This is a genomic window from Streptomyces sp. NPDC086519, from assembly GCF_040686075.1.
Lineage (GTDB): Bacteria > Actinomycetota > Actinomycetes > Streptomycetales > Streptomycetaceae > Streptomyces > Streptomyces shenzhenensis.
Map to the genome: position 1 here is coordinate 1 of NZ_JBFBJL010000113.1, position 19,408 is coordinate 19,408.

16 protein-coding genes and 1 pseudogene are annotated in these 19,408 nt (G+C 73.5%); 14 read left to right on the plus strand and 3 right to left on the minus strand.

Features of this window, described 5'->3' with window-relative positions:
* Both AB0P24_RS45960 and AB0P24_RS45965 read right to left on the minus strand, forming a co-directional pair.
* Nucleotides 1-331 (minus strand): annotated as a pseudogene (locus AB0P24_RS45960) (hypothetical protein); the annotation flags it as partial.
* 173 nt (nt 332-504) lie between these two features.
* Nucleotides 505-1,587, minus strand: coding sequence for an NAD(P)-dependent alcohol dehydrogenase (locus tag AB0P24_RS45965; protein ID WP_365805137.1), 1,083 nt, complete (start codon nt 1,585-1,587; stop codon nt 505-507).
* Nucleotides 1,588-1,790: 203 nt separating this feature from the next.
* Between AB0P24_RS45965 and AB0P24_RS45970 the strand changes: the two genes are divergently transcribed.
* From AB0P24_RS45970 to AB0P24_RS46005, 8 genes are all read left to right on the plus strand, one after another.
* Entirely contained in the window at nt 1,791-3,239 is a 1,449-nt protein-coding gene (locus AB0P24_RS45970) for an aldehyde dehydrogenase family protein (protein WP_365805139.1), read from the plus strand.
* 10 nt (nt 3,240-3,249) lie between these two features.
* Nucleotides 3,250-4,473 carry a helix-turn-helix domain-containing protein gene (locus AB0P24_RS45975; RefSeq protein WP_365805141.1) on the plus strand — a complete coding sequence of 408 codons (1,224 nt, stop codon included), beginning with the start codon at nt 3,250-3,252 and terminating at the stop codon, nt 4,471-4,473.
* A gap of 1,086 nt (nt 4,474-5,559) precedes the next feature.
* Entirely contained in the window at nt 5,560-6,582 is a 1,023-nt protein-coding gene (locus AB0P24_RS45980; protein WP_365805143.1) for a zinc-binding dehydrogenase, read from the plus strand.
* Nucleotides 6,579-7,955, plus strand: coding sequence for an amidohydrolase family protein (locus tag AB0P24_RS45985; protein WP_365805145.1), 1,377 nt, complete (start codon nt 6,579-6,581; stop codon nt 7,953-7,955). Before AB0P24_RS45980 ends, AB0P24_RS45985 begins: the two co-directional genes overlap by 4 nt.
* 661 nt (nt 7,956-8,616) lie before the next feature.
* Nucleotides 8,617-9,705: a BMP family ABC transporter substrate-binding protein gene (locus AB0P24_RS45990; protein ID WP_365805147.1), complete on the plus strand. Its 1,089-nt coding sequence runs from the start codon at nt 8,617-8,619 to the stop codon at nt 9,703-9,705.
* Nucleotides 9,706-9,735: 30 nt separating this feature from the next.
* Nucleotides 9,736-11,292: an ABC transporter ATP-binding protein gene (locus AB0P24_RS45995; protein WP_365805149.1), complete on the plus strand. Its 1,557-nt coding sequence runs from the start codon at nt 9,736-9,738 to the stop codon at nt 11,290-11,292.
* Nucleotides 11,289-12,494 carry an ABC transporter permease gene (locus AB0P24_RS46000; RefSeq protein WP_365805151.1) on the plus strand — a complete coding sequence of 402 codons (1,206 nt, stop codon included), beginning with the start codon at nt 11,289-11,291 and terminating at the stop codon, nt 12,492-12,494. Before AB0P24_RS45995 ends, AB0P24_RS46000 begins: the two co-directional genes overlap by 4 nt.
* Nucleotides 12,491-13,405 carry an ABC transporter permease gene (locus tag AB0P24_RS46005; protein ID WP_365805153.1) on the plus strand — a complete coding sequence of 305 codons (915 nt, stop codon included), beginning with the start codon at nt 12,491-12,493 and terminating at the stop codon, nt 13,403-13,405. The genes AB0P24_RS46000 and AB0P24_RS46005 overlap by 4 nt, the downstream gene beginning before the upstream one ends.
* A gap of 90 nt (nt 13,406-13,495) precedes the next feature.
* Here the strand turns inward: AB0P24_RS46005 and AB0P24_RS46010 are convergent, their stop codons facing one another.
* Nucleotides 13,496-14,530, minus strand: coding sequence for an aldo/keto reductase (locus AB0P24_RS46010; protein WP_365805155.1), 1,035 nt, complete (start codon nt 14,528-14,530; stop codon nt 13,496-13,498).
* Between the two features lie 211 nt (nt 14,531-14,741).
* Between AB0P24_RS46010 and AB0P24_RS46015 the strand changes: the two genes are divergently transcribed.
* From AB0P24_RS46015 to AB0P24_RS46040, 6 genes are all read left to right on the plus strand, one after another.
* Nucleotides 14,742-15,194: a VOC family protein gene (locus tag AB0P24_RS46015; RefSeq protein WP_365805157.1), complete on the plus strand. Its 453-nt coding sequence runs from the start codon at nt 14,742-14,744 to the stop codon at nt 15,192-15,194.
* The gene (locus AB0P24_RS46020) at nt 15,179-15,649 is read left to right on the plus strand and encodes a nuclear transport factor 2 family protein (RefSeq protein ID WP_365805159.1); all 471 of its coding nucleotides are present in this window, start codon (nt 15,179-15,181) and stop codon (nt 15,647-15,649) included. Before AB0P24_RS46015 ends, AB0P24_RS46020 begins: the two co-directional genes overlap by 16 nt.
* A gap of 159 nt (nt 15,650-15,808) precedes the next feature.
* Nucleotides 15,809-16,669 carry a fumarylacetoacetate hydrolase family protein gene (locus AB0P24_RS46025; RefSeq protein ID WP_365805161.1) on the plus strand — a complete coding sequence of 287 codons (861 nt, stop codon included), beginning with the start codon at nt 15,809-15,811 and terminating at the stop codon, nt 16,667-16,669.
* A 27-nt stretch (nt 16,670-16,696) separates the two neighbouring features.
* Nucleotides 16,697-17,860 (plus strand): hypothetical protein, encoded by a 1,164-nt coding sequence (locus AB0P24_RS46030; protein ID WP_365805163.1) that lies wholly within the window; start codon nt 16,697-16,699, stop codon nt 17,858-17,860.
* Between the two features lie 327 nt (nt 17,861-18,187).
* A complete protein-coding gene (locus AB0P24_RS46035) occupies nt 18,188-18,961 on the plus strand; it encodes an aldolase/citrate lyase family protein (protein WP_365805165.1) in 774 nt (257 codons plus the stop codon).
* Nucleotides 18,958-19,314: a cupin domain-containing protein gene (locus AB0P24_RS46040; RefSeq protein ID WP_181806690.1), complete on the plus strand. Its 357-nt coding sequence runs from the start codon at nt 18,958-18,960 to the stop codon at nt 19,312-19,314. Before AB0P24_RS46035 ends, AB0P24_RS46040 begins: the two co-directional genes overlap by 4 nt.
* Nucleotides 19,315-19,408 lie beyond the last annotated feature (94 nt).

The following is a 19,408-nucleotide window of genomic DNA, read 5'->3' on the forward strand; positions in this document are numbered from 1 at the left end:
TCGCGCGCGGCGGGTCGAGCTCGATCGGGTACTGCTCCAGCCCGGGGCCCTTGGGAATGACGATGCCGACGCCCTCGCCGCCGTGCTCGTTGCGGGCCGAGGAGAACGTCGCGTCGTCACGGGCGATACGGGCCACGTCGGCGTACCGCGTCGTGTAGTGGAAGCCGCCGTGGGCGGCCGAGCGGCCCACCGGGCAGCTCTCGCGGAAACGCGCGTAGTAGGAGACCGGGTCCGCGTTGGCCTCGTCGGAGTGGTGGTCGAACCGGGCGGGCTCGTCGGAAGGGGTGTGCTGGTCGGCGAAGCCGAAGCCGAAGTCGATGTCGGCGGACATGGTGGGCACGCTCCACGTGCTCGAACCTGTGCGCGGTGTTGTCCGGCCGCGCCACCGGATGTCTGCTGCCTCATCGGCGGTGCGGTCACCTTAAGGTGTCCCCGCGCGTGTGACAACGCCTCTTCGTCGAGGTACAGCCGAGGTCAGCCGAGGTACAGCGGGCCGGCGCCCGGTCAGAAGGTCAGTACGGCCTTGCCGACCGTGCCGGCCCGGACGGCCGCGACGGCCTCGTTGATCTGCTCGAACGGGAAGTACGTGATCATCTTCTCGACGGGGAACCGGCCCTGGGCGTTCAGGGCGAGCAGCCTCGGCAGGAACAGCTGCGGCAGGCTGGACCCGGCGATGATGCCGGTGACGGAACGCCCGTTGAGGATGCTGCGCCACTCGAAGCTCATCGACTCGCTGGGGCCGATGCCGATGACTCCGGCGCGGCCCAGCGGGCCGAGGGCTTCCACGGCGGTGCGCAGGACGTCCTCGCGCCCGGTGGTGTCGATGACGAAGTCGAACCCCTCCGGTACGAGGGCGGCCAGTTGCTCGGCGGCTCCCCCCGCCGAGGAGTCCACGGTGTGCGTGGCGCCGAAGCCGCGCGCCGCCGCCAGCTTGGCCGGGTTCACGTCCACGGCGGCGACGACGTCGCAGCCGCTCAGCGCGGCGGCGATGACGGCGGAGACGCCGACGGCCCCCGCCCCGAAGACCGCGATCGACGAACCGGGGCGCGGCTGCAGCACGTTGAGCACGCCGCCCGCGCCGGTCTGGAAGCCGCAGCCGAAGGGGCCGGCCCGCAGCAGGTCCAGCGACGGGTCGATCCGGACCACCGCGCGCTCCGGAGCGACGACATGGCTCGCGAACGACGACTGGCCCAGGAAGTGGGCGTTGACCTCCCGTCCCTTGTGGGTCACCGCGGTGGAGCCGTCGGGCCGGCGGCCGGAGAAGTTCACCGCGTCGAAACCGCGGCAGTAGGCGGGCGAACCCGTGCGGCACAGCGCGCACGTGCCGCACGACGTGAAGGACATGGCGACGTGGTCGCCCGGCCGTACCGAGGTGACATGCGCCCCGACCCTCTCGACGACGCCCGCCCCCTCGTGCCCGAGCAGCGCGGGCGTGGCGAAGAAGGAGGCGAACTCGAGGTCGGTACCGCAGATGCCGACGGCGGCGACCCGGACGAGCACCTCGTCGGGACGGGGTTCCTCCAGGTCCACCTCGGTCAGGACGAACGGCTGGCCGGCTTGCTCCAGCAGAGCGGCGGTGGCGCGCACGGGGCCTCCTCAGTGATTCGCGCTGTCGTGCGACGACTCGCGCCGTCCGGCGCCGTCTCGCTTGTGTCGCTGCGTCTTGCTCGCGTCGTGTCGCTACGTCTTGCTCGCGTCGCGTCGCTACGTCTCGGTACGGCAGCTTGAGCTGACTCGTAATGCGAGATCGCATATTGACATGCGCGATATGACCGGTCAAGGTTCCCCCTATGGCGGCTGTTGACTTCCCTTCTTCCCAGCACTTCATCGACGGCGAGTGGGTCGCGGCCCGTGACGGCGGCACGCTGGACGTCCTCGATCCGGCGACCCGGCAGGTGATCACCCGGACGGCCCGGGCGGGCGGTGCCGACGTCGACGACGCGGTGGCCGCGGCGCGGCGCGCCTTCCCCGCCTGGGCGGCGACCAGCCCGAGCGAACGTGGGGCCCTGCTCCGGCGCTGGGCCGACCTGATCATCGCCGAGGTCGAGGCCCTCGCGGCAGTGGAGGCCCAGGACGTGGGCAAGCCCCTGTCCGCGGGCCGCATGAACATCTACATCGCCCACGGCATCATCGACTACTTCGCCGGCGCGGCCGACAAGCTCACCGGAGTGACGCTGCCGACCCGCAGCCCCGACTACCTGGGCTACACGGTCCCCGAGCCGTACGGCGTGTGCGCCGTAGTGCTCCCGTGGAACGTGCCCGCCGTGCTCACCGCCGCGAACGTCGCACCGGCGCTCGCCGCCGGCAACACGGTCGTCCTCAAGCCGTCCGAGATCGCGCCGCTGGCGCCGTTCGCCCTCGCCGACCTCGCCCGCCGCGCCGGTCTCCCGCCGGGCGTGATCAACGTCGTCACCGGTCTCGGGCCCGAAGCGGGGGTCGCGCTCACCTCGCACCCCGACGTCAACCACATCAGCTTCGTCGGCTCCACCGCCACCGGGCGGGCGATCATGGCGGCCGCCGCGCGGAACCTCGTCCCGGTGAAACTGGAACTCGGCGGCAAGTCGCCGAACGTGCTCTTCGCCGACGCCGACCTCGACACCGCGATCCCGGCGGTCGTCGCCTCGATCACCGAGAACGCGGGCCAGAACTGCTACGCCGGTTCCCGGCTGCTCGTCGAGGCGTCGGTGCACGACGAGGTCGTGGAACGGGTCGCCGCCGCCATGACCGCGGTCAGGACCGGGCCCTGGGAGGCCGACCTGGACATGGGACCGCTGGTCAGCGGCGCGCAGTTCGACCGCGTCAGCGGCTTCCTCGCCGACACCCCGCGGGAGGGGGCGAGGCTGGTCACCGGCGGCGCGCCCACCGGGGACGGGTGGTTCGTCCGGCCGACCGTATACGACCGTGTGGACGCGGGCATGCGCGTCGCCCGCGAGGAGGTCTTCGGCCCCGTCCTCGCCGTGCAGTCCTTCCGCGACGCCGCCGAGGCGACCGAGCTGATGAACGCGACCGACTTCGGCCTGCTGGCCTGCATCTGGACCAACGACATCTCCCGGGCCCTGCGGCTGGCGAAAGACGTCCGCTCCGGGCAGGTCGCGGTCAACCAGTTCCACGACGCCGGAGTGATCGGCTTCCCCTTCAACATGCAGAAGGACAGCGGCTTCAGCCGGGGCGGCGGGTACGCCGCGCTGCGCGAGTACACCCAGGAGAAGGGTGTGGCCGTCCGGCTGCTGGACCGCTGAGAGCGACGCCATGGGTATCACCACCGCCGGACCGTGGTCCGGACCCGCCCGGGAAGGGCCGGGACCGGACGCCGACCCCACCACCCTCGAACGAGAACTGACCGAGGCCGTGCTCGCCGGAGCCGCGCGCTCGGACGTGCTGCGCGCGCTGCGCGCGGCGACCGGCCGGCACGCGCGCCTGCTGTCCGCGCAGGGCGTGCCGCTGGCGGCCACCGACGGCGGCGCGGGGCTGCCGGCCGCGGTGGCGCGCGGCGTCCTCGACGGCGCGGCCGGACCGGTGGTCGACACGCTCGACGGACTGCGGGCCGCGGCGCTGCCCGTGCGGGCCGGGACGACCGTCGCCGGGGTACTGCTGACCGTCGGTCTCTGCGATCCGTACGTACGGGCGCTGGCGGGTGCCGCCGTCACCGCGCTGCTCATCGACGCCGTACGCGCCGGGGACGAGTCGGCCGGGGCGGCCCCGCCACGGCACACCGCCGCCGACGTCGTCGCCGCGCTGCGGTCCGGGACGGTGAGTCCCTCGCAGCGCGCGGCGGCCACGGCCCTGGGGATCGATCTGGAGCACCCGCCCGCCGCCGCCGTACTGCACTACAGCGGCTCCCGGCTGCGCGCGTGGTCCACCGCCCTGGCCTGGTTGGAGCACCCGGTGCAGCAGGAGGCGCGCACGGCGTGGACGGTCGTGCCGGGGGAGGCCGCGCTCGCCCGGCTGCGCACCCGGCTGCGCCTGATGACCGGCGACGAGTGCGCGGATCACGTCGTCGCGGCGAGCGGCTCCCACCCGGACTCGGCGGACGATCTGGTCCGGTCCTTCACGGAGGCCGAACGGCTGCTCGGCCTGGCCCGAAGCCGGCACGTCCCGCTGCTCACCTTCGGCGGCTGCGGAGTCGTCCAGATGCTGCTGCCGCTGCCCCGCACCCGGCTGGAGGCGTACGCCGAGGCGCACCTCGGGCCGATCCTGCATCGTCCCGAGCTGATGGCCACCCTGCGGGCCTGGCTGGCCGAGCGGGGCAGCCGGCAGAGCGTCTCCGAACAGCTTCATCTGCACCGCAACTCGGTGGGCTACCGGGTACGGCAGATCAAGAACCTCCTCGGCACCGACCCCTTGCTCCCCGCCGCCTCGGCGGAACTCCATCTGGCCCTCGCGGCCCTCGACCTGCTCAAGTCCGACGACGGCCGCCTGCACGCCGACGGGCCCCCACGCGACGACAACGATCCGGCGCCACCGAGCGGCTGAGCCGGGGCCCGCAGAGCCGCGGGGCGGCTGAGCCGCGGGCACTCGGAGCAGTGGGGCTGCTGAGTCGTGGCACCGCTGAGCCGCGGGGCCGAAGAGTAGTGGGGCTGCTGAGTCATGGGGCTGGCTGAGTCGCGGCACTGCTGAGCTGCGGCGCCGCGCACGACGCGCCGCGGCCGACCGCGGGCCGTGCGGATGACGCGCCGTGGGCGATGAGCCGCGGGCCGGTCGATGAATCCGTGACTGACGCGCTGCCGTCGGACCGCCGACCCCATGGGCGATGCGTTACCGCCGACTCGCAGGACCTCCGGTCTGCCCGGCCACCGGGCCACCGGACCGCTGGGCCGCTGGGCTCCGGGGCCTGCCGGGCCCCGGGCTACCGCCCTGCGGCCGTCAGCCCTGTCCTTCGGCCGTCAGCCCCGGCTTCCGGCCGTCAGCTCCGCCCTCTGGCCGTCACCCCCGCCCTCCGGGCCCGGCTCCGCCCTCCGCCCCCCCGGCCGCCGTCCTCGGCCTCCGGCCGCCAGCTCCCGCCGTCAGCCCAGCCCCCCGCCGCCGAGCTGGCCGTCAGCCCCGCCTTCCGGCCGTCAGCCCCGCCTTCCGGCCGTCAGCCCCGCCTTCCGGCCGTCAGCCCCGCCTTCCGGCCGTCACCCCCGCCCTCCGGGCCCGGCTCCGCCCTCCGCCCCCGGCCGCCGTCCTCGGCCTCCGGCCGCCAGCTCCCGCTGCCAGCCCCGCCGCCCCTGCCGCCGAGCCCCCGGGCTGTACGTCGGCGTCGGGGTGCTGGTCGTGCGGGTGGTGTGCCGGTTTGTGGGTGTCGGAGTTGTGGGTGGGGTGTCGGCTTCCGGGGGCGGAGCCCGGTGTGCCGTGGCGTCGTCCGGCGCGGCGTTCCGCTGCCGCGTCGGCGTTTCCCACCCGCTCCGGCCTGCGTCGTGAGCGGTGCGGAGCCGTGTCCTCACACGAAAGACCGACGAAACCAAGATGTTCCACAGGAGCGTTGACAGGGCCGTTCGGCGGAGGCAAAGTACCTCGCAATACGTTCCATCGACTCGCAATGCGAGATGGATAAGGGGAGGAGGGCAGCCGGTGCGAGCCATGGTGCAGACCGATTTCGGGGGGCCCGAGGCCGTGTCCCCGAGGGAAGTCCCGGAACCGGTGTGCGGACCGCGCGACGTCGTCGTCGAGGTCGAGTACTGCGGGCTGAACCGCCTGGACCTGCTTCAGCGCAGGGGGCCGGGACTGATCCCCGGCTTCCGTCTTCCCCACGTGCCCGGCATGGACTTCGCCGGGACGGTCGTGCAGACCGGTACCGCGGTCGGCTCGGTCGTCCCCGGTGACCGGGTCATCGCCGATCCCACCCAGGGCTGCGGCAGCTGCCCGCGCTGCGCCGTGGGCGACCGCGCGTACTGCGTACGGCCGCGCATCCTCGGCGGCAACGCCCCGGGCGCGCTGGCCGAGTACGTAGCGGCGTCCGCCGAATCGGTGGTCCGGGTTCCCGACTCCGTGCCGCTCGCCGCGGCCGTCACCCTGCCCACCGCCTACGCGACGGCCTGGCACGCGGTCCACACCCTCGGGGAGACCGCGGCGGGAGAGACCCTCGTGGTGCACGCGGGAGCGAGCGCCGTCAGCCTGGCGGCCGTCCAGCTCGCCAAGCGGGCCGGTGCCCGTGTCGTCGCGTTCGCCGGCAGCGACGCCAAGCGGGCCGCCGCCCGTCAGGCGGGCGCGGACCTGGTGCTGCGCAACGAGGACCCCGACGCGGTGAAGGCGGTCTCGGCCTTCACCGGCGACGCCGGGGCGGACCTGGTCCTGGACCACGTCGGCACCGACACCTGGCGCACCTCGCTGGACTGCCTCGGCGTCCGCGGGCGGCTGCTGCTGATGGGCAACACCAGCGGCGACCAGGTGTCGTTCTCGCTCCAGGAGGTCTTCCACCGGGGCCTGAAACTGCTGGGCACCGGCGGCTACACCTCGGCCGACTTCGTCGCCGCCACCTCGGCCTGCTTCGCCGACGGCCTGCACCTGCCCACCGCCGCCCGGTTCCCGCTGGAGGACCTCGCCGAGGCCTGGGACGTGCTCGCCGCCCGCGACACCATCGGCAAGGTGGTGATCGAGCCGTGACCGATCTGCTGATCACGGGCGGTGACGTCGTCACCATGGACCCCGCCCGGCGCGTCCTCGGCAACACGACCGTCGCCGTGTCCGGGGACAGCATCGCCGGGTTCGGCACCGCCGAGGAACTGCGGGCCCGTTTCCGCGGCGCACGCGAGATCGACGCGTCGGGCTGTGTGGTGATCCCGGGCCTGGTCGACGCCCACCAGCACACCACCGTCGACCCCCTCGTGCGGAGCATGATCCCGGACGACATCGGCTCCCAGGAGTCGATCTTCGACTGGATCGTCCCGCTGCACGCCGCGGCCGACGGCGACGACGACGAACTGGCCGCCACCATCACGGCCGTCGAGTGCCTGTCCCGGGGCATCACCACCGTGCTGGAACCCGGCACCGTGGCCTTCCCGGAACGGGCCGCCGCCGGGCTCGCCGCCGCCGGCATCCGCGCGCGGGTCGGCGGCTGGGGCTGGGACGCCGAGGGCGTGCCGCTCGGCGCACCCGCCGACGAGGTGCTCGCCCGGCAGGAGGACATCGTCCGCTCCCTGCCGGCCACCGGTCCGGTCACCGGGTGGGTGACACTCGTCGGGCACGACCTGGTGAGCGACGAACTCCTCACCGGGGCGGCGGATCTGGCCGAGCGGCTCGACACCGGACTGACCTGGCACATCTCGCCCGGCCCCGCCGACGTCGAGACGTACGCGCTGCGCTGCGGGCGCCGGCCGGTGGTTCACTTCCGCGAACTGGGGGTGCTCGGGCCGCGTCTGCTGCTGGGGCACGCGGTGTGGCTGGACGACGCGGAGGTCGAGGCGATCCTGGACACCCGGACGGCGGTCGCCGCCTGTCCCGGCGCCTACCTGCGGCTCGGCCAGGGGTACACGCGGGCGTCGCGCCACGCCGAACTGGTGCGGCGGGGCGGCCGGGTGGCCCTGGGCTGCGACGCGCACAACGCCGGCGACGCCCCGGACGTCCTGCTGTCCGCCCACCTGTTCGCCGCCCTGGAACGCGACCGCGACCTGCCCGCCCCGATCCGTGCCGAGCAGGCGTTCGCGCTCGCGACGGCCGAGGGGGCCGAGGCGATCGGGCTCGGCGACCGGATCGGCTCCCTGGAGGTCGGCAAGGCCGCCGACCTCGTCGTACTCGACGGCTCGGACCCGGCCTGGATACCCAGGGGGGACCTGGCCCGCCAGCTCGTCTGGGGACACGTCTCCCGCACCGTCCGCGACGTCCTGGTCGACGGCCGTGTGGTCGTCCGCGACCGCCGGCCGACCGGCGTCGACCTCGCGGCCGTCGCCGAGGCCGCCGCCGAACGGTCCGCCGCCCTGCTGCGGCGGGCCGGGATCACCCCCCGGCCGGCCTGGCCCGAACCGGTGGCCATCCGGTGAGCCCGGCCGGTGCCGGAGCACCCGTGGGCTTCCCATGAGCCCGGCCCGGACGGCCGTACGACCGTCCGGGCCGTAGGACCGGCGGCCAACCAGCGAGGGGAGAGCATCCGTTGAACGTCACCGACTTGGCCGGGCCCGCGCGGGCGAGGACCACCGGCCACCCCCGGACGGCGGCCGCCCGGCCCACCGGACCGGCGACCCGCCGTCACCCGCGCGGCGCCGGCCGCCGATTACCCCACCGGTCCACCACCACGCGCACCACGCGCACCACGCCCACCAGGTGCACCACCTGCACCACACACGCCACGCGCACCACACACACCACGGGCGCCGCGTGCACCACGCGCGCCAGCCCCACCCCTCGTGCCCGCCGCGGCCGTCGGCATCACCGCTGACGACCCCGTCCCGTCTCCGCCCCCCCATGCCGCATCGACCCCACCCGGGTCCGAGCGGCCGGGCGGATCCGTCTCCCGTGGTCCGTCGCCGCGGGTGAGGAGTCCGTCCGGCACCAGGACGGTCCCCTTGACGCCGAGGTCACCCAGGACCCCGGTCCCCCCGGCCCTGCCGAGCGATCCCCCCTCGACATCACCACCGCCCCGCCGGGGCGGCACCCCGAGCGACACCCCCCGAGCGTCACCACTGAGCGAATGGAACCACGCACATGACCACCAGAAGCACCCTTCGCCGCCCCCGAGCCGCGGTCGGCCTCGCCCTCGTGGGAGCCCTCGCGCTCGCCGGCTGTGCCAGCAACGACGCGACCGCCGCCAAGACGACCGCCTCGGCGACCGGCGACAGCGGCTCCGGCCTCAAGGAGCCCGACGTCAACGGCGACGGCAAGGTCGTCATCGGTGTCCTCAGCCCCGGTGACATCAACGACCACGGCTACTACCAGAGCTTCGTCGACGGCGCGGACGCCTACGCCAAGACGCAGGGCTGGACGGTCATCAAGCGCGGCAGCGTACCCGTGAACGACGCGCTCACCGCCGCCCGCGCCCTGTGCCAGCAGCACGTGGACATGATCGCGCTCGGCGCCAGCGAGCTCAAGAACGCCATCCCCGCCTCCGAGGAGGCCGTCTGCGCCAAGACCGCCTGGTACGTGCCCTCGTCGGCGAACATCGACCAGGCCCCCAAGATCATGCTGTCCGCCGACGACCCGAACCAGTCCATGCTGGTCGCCGGCTACGCCGCGGGCCTGAAGATGAAGACGGCCGGCGACACCAAGGCCGGGTTCATCACCGGCGCCAAGGCCGACTTCAGCGTGGCCGCCGCCAACGCCTTCCTGGCCGGCATCCGGGAGGTCGTCCCGAAGGCCGAGCTGGCCACCACCTACACCGGCGACTTCAACGACTCGGCCAAGGCCAAGGAGGCCACCCAGGCCCAGATCAGCCAGGGCGCCAAGGTCATCTACCCCTACCTCGGCGGTGCCACCGACGCCTCGGCCCAGCTGGCGAACGGCAGTAAGGTGCTGACCCTCACCCCGGGCACCGACCGGTGCGACTCGACCGCCCCCAAGTACGACATCTCCGTCATCTTCAGCCCCGGCGACTACTTCCAGGCCGCGCTGAAGGAATTCGCCAAGAACAACCTGAAGATGGGCACCACGCGCACCTGGCAGCTCGGCGTCGACCCCTACCCGACCGTCAGGATCTGCCACCCCGAAGGCGACCAGGCCGCGCAGCTGGCGGCCTTCATCAAGAAGATCGGCAGCAAGGAGATCGACCCGGCCGCCGAGGTCAAGCGCCTTGGCTGACCTGCCGACACCGACGAGGAAGATGCAGCGATGACACCGACGGCCTCAGCGGCTCCGATTCTCGAGCTGCGCGGCATCACGAAGTCCTACGGAGCGGTCACGGCCTGCGACGCGGTGGACCTCAGCGTTGACGCGGGCGAGATCCACGGACTCCTGGGCGAGAACGGGGCGGGCAAGTCCAGCCTCATGAAGGTCCTGCTGGGGCTGGTCCGGCGTGACGACGGCATCGTGCTGGTGCGCGGTGAGGAGGTCGCGCTCGACAGCCCGCAGGAGGCGGCCGAGCTGGGCATCGGCATGGTGCACCAGCACTTCAGCCTCATCGACGCGCTGGCCGTGTGGGAGAACGTGGCGCTCGGTGACCGCGGCAGGGTCGACAAGCAGGCCCTCTGCGCCGAGATCGCCGAGGTCTCGGCGCGGTACGGGCTGCCGATCGACCCCGAGGCCCGCGTCGGGACGCTCTCGGCGGGCGAGCGGCAGCGGGTCGAGGTGGTGAAGTGCCTGCGGCGCAACCCCCGGATCCTGATCCTCGACGAGCCCACCTCGGTGCTCACCCAGGCCGAGTCGGAGGAGCTGTTCGCCGTCCTCGGCCGGGTGGTGCAGGAGGAGGGGCGCGCCGTCATCCTCATCAGTCACAAGCTCGCCGAGATCGCCCGGGCCACGGACCGGGTCACGGTCCTGCGCAAGGGCCGCGTCGCCTTCCGGGCGGTCACCGCCGAGACCACCCCGCAACTGCTCGCCCAGCAGATGGTGGGCCGTGAGGTGTCGCTGGGCGAGGAGGGCGCCGCCCTCGGCCTGTTGCCGGTGCGCAACCCGCGTACGGCGCAGGACGAGGGCCACGACCGCGAGGCGCACGTGCTGCGCCTCGCGGGGCTCACCGTGGAGCACGACGGGGTCAGGGTCCTCGACGGCGTCGACCTCACCGTCGGCGCGGGCGAGATCGTCGCTCTCTACGGCGTCGAGGGCAACGGGCAGGCGATGCTCGGCGACGTCCTCTCCGGACTCGTCGTGCCGAGTGCCGGCACCGTCGAGGTCGCCGGGCGCGAGGTCGACCTGACCCGGCCCGGCGTCCTGTCGAAGGCCGGCCTTGGCATCGTGCCCGAGGACCGGCACCAGAGCGGCGTCGTCCTCGACATGAGCGTCGCCGAGAACCTCACGATGAAGTCCCTCGACCAGGTCAGCGGCCGGTTCCTGCTGCGGCGGCGGGCGATGCTCGCCGAGGCCCGACGCCTCGCCGACGAGTTCAACATCGTCACACCGTCGCTGGACACACCCGTCCGCAGCCTCTCCGGCGGCAACCAGCAGCGGGTCGTGCTCGCCCGGGAACTGTCGGGCCGCACCCGCGTCCTGGTGGCCGCGCAGCCCACCCACGGACTGGACGTCGGCGCCATCGAGGACATGTACGCCCGGCTGCGGGCGGCGGCCGCCGAGGGCGTAGGCGTGCTGCTCATCTCCACCGAACTGGAGGAAGTCATGGCCCTTGCCACCTGGATCGCGGTGATCTCCTCCGGGCGGATCACCGGGGCGCTTCCCGTCTCCGAGGCGACCCCCGAGCGGCTCGGCATGCTGGTCGGGGGCGAGGCCGCATGAGTGCCACCGCCGCCGGGCCGGACCCGCGCACGACGCGGACGCCGGCCGACGACCTCGGCCGGCGTCTCCTGGCCCGGCTCCGCCCCGGGCCGGGCGGCTGGCGGACGGCGGGCTGCACCGTCCTGCTCGTCGCCGCCGCCCTGGGCCTGTCCGCCGTACTGCTCATGCTGACCGGTGCCTCGCCCAGCGCGTCGGTGGAGGCGATCTGGACCGGCAGCCTCGCCAACTCCACCGGCTGGACGACGACGCTGCTCAACGCGGCGCCGCTGCTGCTGGTCGCCGTCGGCACCTGCGTCTGCGCGGCCGCCGGCACCTTCAACATCGGACAGGAAGGACAGGTGCTCATCGGCGGCCTGGCCGGAGCCTGGGTCGGGCTGCGGCTGGCCATGCCCGGCCCGATGCTGGTCGTCGTGGTGATGGCCGCGGCGGCCGTCGGCGGCGGCGCCTGGGCCGCGCTCAGCGCCCTGATGTACCGCTTCCGCGGGGTCAACGTGGCGGTGAGCACCCTCCTGATGACGTTCCTCGCCCTCCAGCTCGTCACGTTCGCGGTCAGCACCCCCTGGTTCCTCCAGGAGAGCGCGCAGGGTTCCTCCGGCATCGCCGACGCGCAGTCCAACCCCCTGCCGGCGGGCGCCCTGCTCGGCGGCTTCGGGCAGTATCCGTCGCTCCAGGTGAACCTGGGCCTGTTCGTCGCGCTCGCCGCGGCGGTCGGCGTCGCCGTCGTCCTGACCCGCAGCCGATGGGGCTTCCGGGTGCGCATGGTCGGGCTGAATCCGCGCACGGCCCAGCACACCGGCGTCCGGGTGGCCGCGCTCAGCGGCCTCACCCTGACCCTGTCCGGCGCCTTCGCGGGCCTGGCGGGCGGGCTGCTGCTGGCCAGCCCGGTCAGCACCAACCGGCTGCAGGCCGGACTCTCCGACAACGTCGGCTGGGACGGCCTGCTCGTCGCGCTCGTCGCACGCAACCGTCCCCTGGTCGCGATCCCGGTGTCGTTCGTGTTCGCCGTACTGCGTTCGGGCGGCGACTTCCTCTCCGCCACTGGCGTCCCGTACTACCTGGTCGACATCGTCAAGGCGCTGCTCGTCCTCGCGTTCGTCGTCCCGCCCCTCCTCGTCAACCTCGTCAGCGGGCGCCGGGGCGCCAGGCCGTCGGCCGCGCCCGCCGCGCCCGTCGTCCCGACCGAAGTGAAGGCGGCCGCGTGAGCGCTCTGGACAGCACCTCCACCATTCTCGCGAGCGGGGTCCGGCTGACCGTGCCGCTCGCCCTCGCCGCCTGCGGCGAGTACGTCGCCGAGCGGGCCGGCACGATGAACATCTCCGTCGAGGCGATGATGCTCGGCTCCGCGTTCACCTCGGTCGCCACCGCGAGCGCGACCGGCAGCGCCACCCTCGGCCTCGTCGTCGGCCTGCTGACCGGCCTCGTCATCGGGGCGGTGCACGGCAACCTCTCGCACCGGGCGCAGATCAACACCTTCGTCGTCGGCCTCGTGCTGAACGCGCTGGTGCTCGGTCTGACGAGCTTCCTGATCACGACCCAGCAGTTCGCCTCGCACCAGGTCGGGCTGCTGTCCGTTCCGCTGCTGCGGGACATCCCGGTCATCGGCGCCCCCCTGTTCTCCGTACGCTGGCCCGCCTATCTCCTGATCCCGCTGGTCGGGCTCACCTGGTGGCTGGTCGAGCGCAGCCGCTGGGGCCTGGAACTGCGGGCCGTGGGGGAGAACCCGCAGGCCGCCGACGTCACCGGCATCAAGGTCAACCTGCGGCGCCGGCAGGCACTGCTGTGGTGCGGCGCGCTGGCCGGTCTGGGCGGCGCGTACCTGGCGGTCGGCGAGGTCGGCTCGTTCAACCAGAACATGACCGCCGGGCGCGGATACATCGTCATCGCCGCGGTCATCTTCGGGGCGTGGCGACTGGGCCGCACGCTGCTCGGCTGCCTGGTGTTCGGCGTGTCCGACGCGCTGCGCCTGGCGCTGCCGCCGCTCGGCATCACCCTCAACGCCCAACTGCTCGTCGCCGCCCCGTACCTGCTGGCGCTCCTGGCCATGCTGCTGTTCACCACACAGCACCGGGAACCGGCCGCCCTGGGACGCCCCTTCGAGCGCGGCTCGACCTGACGGCGGCGCCGCTTCGGCGCACGGATGCCGGCCCCGCACGTGCGCGGGGCCGGCATCAGGCGTACGACGACGGCGGTGGCGGCGGCGTGGTCAGCGGCGGCGCAGTGCCGCGCTCTCCAGAGCCGGTGCCGTGTAGCCGATGTCGCGCGGGTTGAGCACGCTGCCCGGCGCGACCAACTCGTCGATCCGGTCCAGCGCCCCGGCGGACAGCGGCCGGTCCACCGCCGTCAGCTGCGTCAGGAGCTGCTCGTGGGTGCGCGGGCCCATGACGGCCGAGGTGACGCCGGGATGGGCGAGCACGAACCGCAGGGCCAGCTCCACGAGCGTGCAGCCCTCGTCGGCGGCGAGGCGTACGAGTTCCTCGACCACCGCCAGTTTGCGCTCGCGCACCCGCGCGTCGGCGTAGTCGAAGTGGTCGCCGTTGGTCCGGGCGCGCGAGTCACCCGCCGGTTCCGCGCCGGCCCGGTACTTGCCGGTCAGCCAGCCGCCGTTCAGCGGGCTCCAGACCATGACACCCATCCGGTGCCGCTGCGCGGTGGGCAGCACGGCGGCCTCTGCGTGCCGGGCCAGCACCGAGTACGACAGCTGCTCCACCGTGAACCGCTCACGGCCGCCGCGCCGGGCCGCCCACTGCGCCTCGACGATCTCCTCGGCCGGGAAGCTGGACGTGCCGATCGCCCGTACCTTGCCCGCCCGTACCAGGTCGCCGAGGGCGCCGAGCGTCTCCTCGATGTCGGTGCGGGGGTCGGGACGGTGGACGAGGTACACGTCGAGGTGGTCCGTGCCCAGCCGGCGCAGGCTGTCCTCGACGGCACGCGTGATCCACAGCCGGGAGTTGCCGCGCCGGTTGCGGTCGAGCGGGCCTCCCGGCATCTCGTTGTGGAACTTCGACACCAGGACGACGTCGTCGCGCCGCCCCTTCAGCGCCCGGCCGAGGATCTCCTCCGACTCGCCGAAGGCGTACACGTCGGCGGTGTCGACGAAGTTGACGCCGGCGTCCAGCGCCGTCGCCACCATCCGGTGGCACTCCGCCTCGTCCGTGTTGCCCCAGGCACCGAACATCATCGTCCCGAGGCACAGCTCGCTCACCTCGATGCCCGTCCCGCCCAGAATCCGGTACTCCACGCTTCGCTCTCCTCTTCCCCGCGTCTTCCCCGTGTCTTCCCCGCCGACCACTGTCGCCGTCATCCCGCAGGCTCCCACGGCGGCGGGCGCGGGACCGATGTCGCGCGGGGTCAGCGTTCCCGACACGCGCGTTGTGTCCGCAGCACATCGACTCACCCACGCCCACATGTCTAATCTCGGGGAAATTCGTACCCCTCACGATGGAGGCACTGTGGCCACCGGTCTCACCTCGGCCCGCTGGACGCACGTCGCGCTGCCCACCGGGGACCTCGACAAGGCGATCGAGTTCTACACCTCGCTCACTCCCCTGGTCGTGGTCGAGCGGTTCAAGGACGCCGACGGCGAGAGCGTCTGGCTCTCCAACGACAAGCAGGTGGAGACGCCGTTCGTGCTCGTCCTGGTGTCCTTCGACAAGGACAAGGGCGGCCGGCTCGGCCTGCTGCACCCGTTCGCGCACATCGGCATCGAGGTGCCGGCGCGCGAGGACGTCGACGCCCTGGCGGACCGCGCCCGGGAACTGGGCTGCCTGCACTGGGAGCCCCGGCAGATGCCCGACCCCGTGGGCTACATCTGCGCGCTGAAGGATCCCGACGGCAACGTCGTGGAGATCTCGCACGACCAGCGGGTGTTCGACACGGTCCGGCGGAAGTGGGGGTCGGCCTGACCACCGGGAGCACCGACGGCACGGACGACGGCACGGACGACGGCACGGACGACGGCGCGGACAACAGCGGGGCCGACGCCACCCGCGCCGCCGTCGAGGCGTACCTCGCGGCGCTGAACGCGCACGACGCCGACGCCGTGGCCGCCTGCGTGGCCGAGGACTTCGTCAACGAGCACACGTCGTCGACGGGACAGAGCCGACGGGGCCGCGCCGCGTACCGGGCGGCGCTGACCGGTTTCCTGGCGGACTTCGGGGAGCTGCGGTACGTGCCCGAGCGCGTCCTCGTCGACGGCGCCTTCGCCGCGGTGCCGTACGTCATGACGTTCCGGATGCGTTCGGCGGGCGACCGGCCCGTGCGGATCCGCGGGGTCTTCCTGTTCACCGTCGCCGACGGTCTCGTCACGCACCGCACGGACTACTGGGACGGCGACGAGGTGCGGCGCCAACTTGCCTGACACGGTGCCGCCGGCTCCGCGAACAGCCCTGCTCACCACCGCAGATCAGCCCACCGACACCCCGTCCGCCGACCCGCGCGGACGGGGTGTCGGCGCGTCCCCGACCAGCGCTTGCGTATTGCTTGACATGATGGCGTCTCGCAATAAAAGATGCTCGCCATGCGAGTAGTCACGACGCGGACCGGCCTGGGCCGGATCGAAGACGGGGCTGTCGCCCTGTTGGCCACTGCTTTCCCGCACCTCGGCGCGGTCCTCGAGCAGGAGGGCTCGCTGCAGTGCCTGGCGTCGTGCGCGGTGCGCCGGCGCATCCCTCTCGACGAGGCCGTCCTCACGGCGCCGCTGGGCCGTCCCGGCGCGGTGTGGGGCGTCGGACTCAACTACGTGTCGAAGGCGGAGCGGACCGGCAGGGGGCTGCCCGAACAGCCGATCCTGTACCTGGCCGCGTCGTCAGGCGTCCTTCCTCCCGGCGCGCGGGCGGTGATCCCGCCGGGCGCGGCCGAACCCGACTACGAGGGCGAGATAGCGGTCGTCGTCGGGCGCCGGCTCTTCCAGGCCGCCGAGTCGGAGGTCTGGTCCGCCGTCGCCGGTGTCACCGCCGCCAACGACATGACGGCCCGGGATGTCATGCGCACCACCGGCACACCCGCCCTCGCCAAGAGCTACCCGGGGTTCACCCCGCTCGGGCCGTCCGTCTGCACGCCCGACGAGTTCGCCGACCGCGAGGCCATCGGCGTGCGCACCCGGGTCAACGGTCAACTCGTCCAGGACGACACCAGCGCCGGGATGATCTTCCCCGTCGCCGATCTGCTCAGCAGGCTGTCCTGGTACGCCGCCCTCGAACCCGGCGACGTCGTCCTCACCGGAACCCCGGCCGGCACCGGCCAGGACCGCGCCTGCTTCCTCGCCGACGGCGACGAGGTCGGCGTCGAGGTGGACGGTGTCCTTCCCCTCGTCACCCGCATCGTGCGTCCCGCGGACGCCGCACCGCGCGACCAGCGGCCGGCCGAACAGGCCGGCTGACCGTCCCCTCACCCTGGAGCCACAGCGATGTCACACTCCTCCACACCGTCCTACGACCTCGTCCTGGCCGGGGGCACCGTCATCGACCCGGCGTCGGGCACCAACGCCCGGCTCGACGTGGCGGTCACCGGTGACCGCATCGCCGCGATCGGGGAGGGTCTCGCGACCGGCGCGGCCCGCACGATCGACGTCACCGGCTCCACCGTGCTGCCGGGCCTCGTCGAGGGCCACACCCACATCTTCCAGTACGTCTCCGCCGTCGGCGCCCCCGCCGAGGAGGCCCATCTGCGCCGCGGCGTGGTCGCCGCGGCGGACGCCGGTACGGCCGGCGCCTCGACCTTCGCGGCCTTCCGCAAGCTGGTCGTCGAGGCGAACCGGATGCGCATCGTCAACTTCCTCAACGTCTCGGTGCTCGGCCTGATCGACTTCAGATTCGGCGAGCTGCTGAACCCCGGCACCCTGGTCCCCGACGACGCGCTCGCGACCGCCGAGGCCCACCCCGACATCGTGCGCGGCTTCAAGATCCGGCTCTCCGAGGACGTCGTCGGCGAGCACTGGGAGCCGCTGCTGAAGAAGTCCGTGGCCCTGGCCGAACAGGCCGGTCTCCCGCTGATGCTGCACATCGGCGAGACGCCGGTGCCGCTGCCCGTCGTCCTCGACCACCTGCGCCCCGGTGACATCGTGGCGCACTGCTACACCGGCAAGCCGTACGGCATCCTCGACGGTGACCACGTGCAGCCCGCCGTCACCGCGGCCCGTGAGCGCGGCGTCCTGTTCGACTCCGCCCACGGCAGGAGCAACCTCAGCTTCGAGGTGGCCCGCCGGGCCATCGCCGACGGCTTCCTGCCCGACATCCTCAGCTCCGACACCAGCGCCCGCAACTGGCGCGGCCCGGTGTTCGACCTGCTCACCAGCATCTCCAAGCTGGTAGCACTCGGCGCGCCCTTCGAGGAGTGCGTCCGCCGGGCCACCGTCGCGCCGGCCCGGCTGCTCGGTCTCGACACCGAGGGCTACGGGCGCCTGGAGGTCGGCGGGCGGGCCGATGTCACGGTCGTCACCGAGACCGAGGAGTGCACCCTGCCCGACGCCGCCGGCAACACCATCGTCGCCCCGCGCCTGGAGCCGACCGTGGTGCTCCACGAGGGCGCCGAGGTCGACATCGTGCCGTGGCGCGGCCTGCCGTCGGCCTGACCCTTCCCGGCCTGGGCGTGCCCCCCCGGCCTGGGCGTGCCCCCCCGGCCTGGGCGCGCCCCCCGGCCTGGGCCTGCCCCTTTCCGGCCCGGCCCCGGCCCTCGGCTCGGCCCGCGGCCCTCGGCCCAGCCCGGCCCTCGGCCCTCGGCCGGGTCTCGGCCTGACACGCCCGCACGACGGCGTTGCGGCGCCCGTGCGACGCCGTTGCGAGGCCCGTATGACGGCGTTGCGTACGCCCCGACGGCGTTGCGTACGCCCGTGCGACGACGCCGCGAGGCCCGTACGACATCCACATCCGCCCGTAGACACCGACACCGTGGAGGCCCGATGACCGCCGGTGACGTCCATCCGCTGCGGCGGCGGCTGCGCGCCGCCCTGACGGCGGGGGGACCCGCCGTCGGCACCTTCGTCAAGCTGGCGACGCCCGACGCGGTGGAGCTGGCCGCGGCGGCCGGGTTCGGGTTCGTGGTCGTCGACCTCGAACACTCCACGCTCACCGAGCGGGACGCCGTGGACCTGGTGCGCCACGCGGCCGTCTGCGGTCTGCCCGCCCTGGTCCGGGTGCCCGCGGTGGACGCGGCCGCCGTCAACCGGCTCCTGGAGGCCGGGGCGGCGGGCATCCAGCTCTCCATGCTCACCCGCACCGCACAGGCAGAGGCACTCGTGGCGGCGACCCGGTTCGCCCCGGCCGGCCGCCGCTCGGTGAGCCTGGTCAACCGGGCCGCCCGGTTCGGCGCGCTCCCGCTGGCCGGGTTCCTGCGCGCCGAGCAGGACGACCCGCCGGTGCTGGTGGGCCAGATCGAGACGGCACGCACCGACCCCCTGCCGGAGCTGGTCGCCGCTCTCGACGTGTGCTTCGTCGGCAGCACCGACCTGGCCGTCGACCTGGGCCTGCCCGCGGACCCGGCGGTGCTGCGGGCCGCCGTGGACCGGGTGCGGGCCGCGGCCCGGTCCGCCGGAGTGGCGTTCGGCGGCTGGGCACCGGCCCGGAGTGCCGCGGCGGACCTGGGCCTCGGCACCGCCGACTACCTGATCGTCGGCTCGGACCTGCAGATGTTGGCGGCCGGCCTGCGGGCCGCCGCCGGAGAGGAGAAGCAGTGAGCACACGCAACGCGGCCCTGTTCGGCGCCGTCGTCAACTGGGACGACCTGCCGGTCACCCAGGTGCGGCCGGGGGTCCGCCGACGCGTCTACGCCACCGACGAGGTGATGATCTGTCACCACGAGCTGGAGGTCGGCATGACGCTCAACCCGCACCGGCACGAGGACTTCGACCAGCTGGTCCACATCTCCGAGGGGCGCGCGAACTACTACGTGGACGGGGTCGCGCACGACATGCGGGCGGGCTCGTTCCTGCTGGTCCCGCGCGGCAGCGAGCACTACGTGGAGCCGACCGAGGCCCCCTGCGTGAACATCGACTTCTTCGTGCCGCCGCGGGCCGACCTGCTGCCCTGACCGGCCGGCAATGCCCGGGGCCGGCCCCGATCCCCGTGCCGAACGTCTTCCGCACGATCGCGAAGGCGTGGTCCAGCTGGGTCTCCACGTCCCC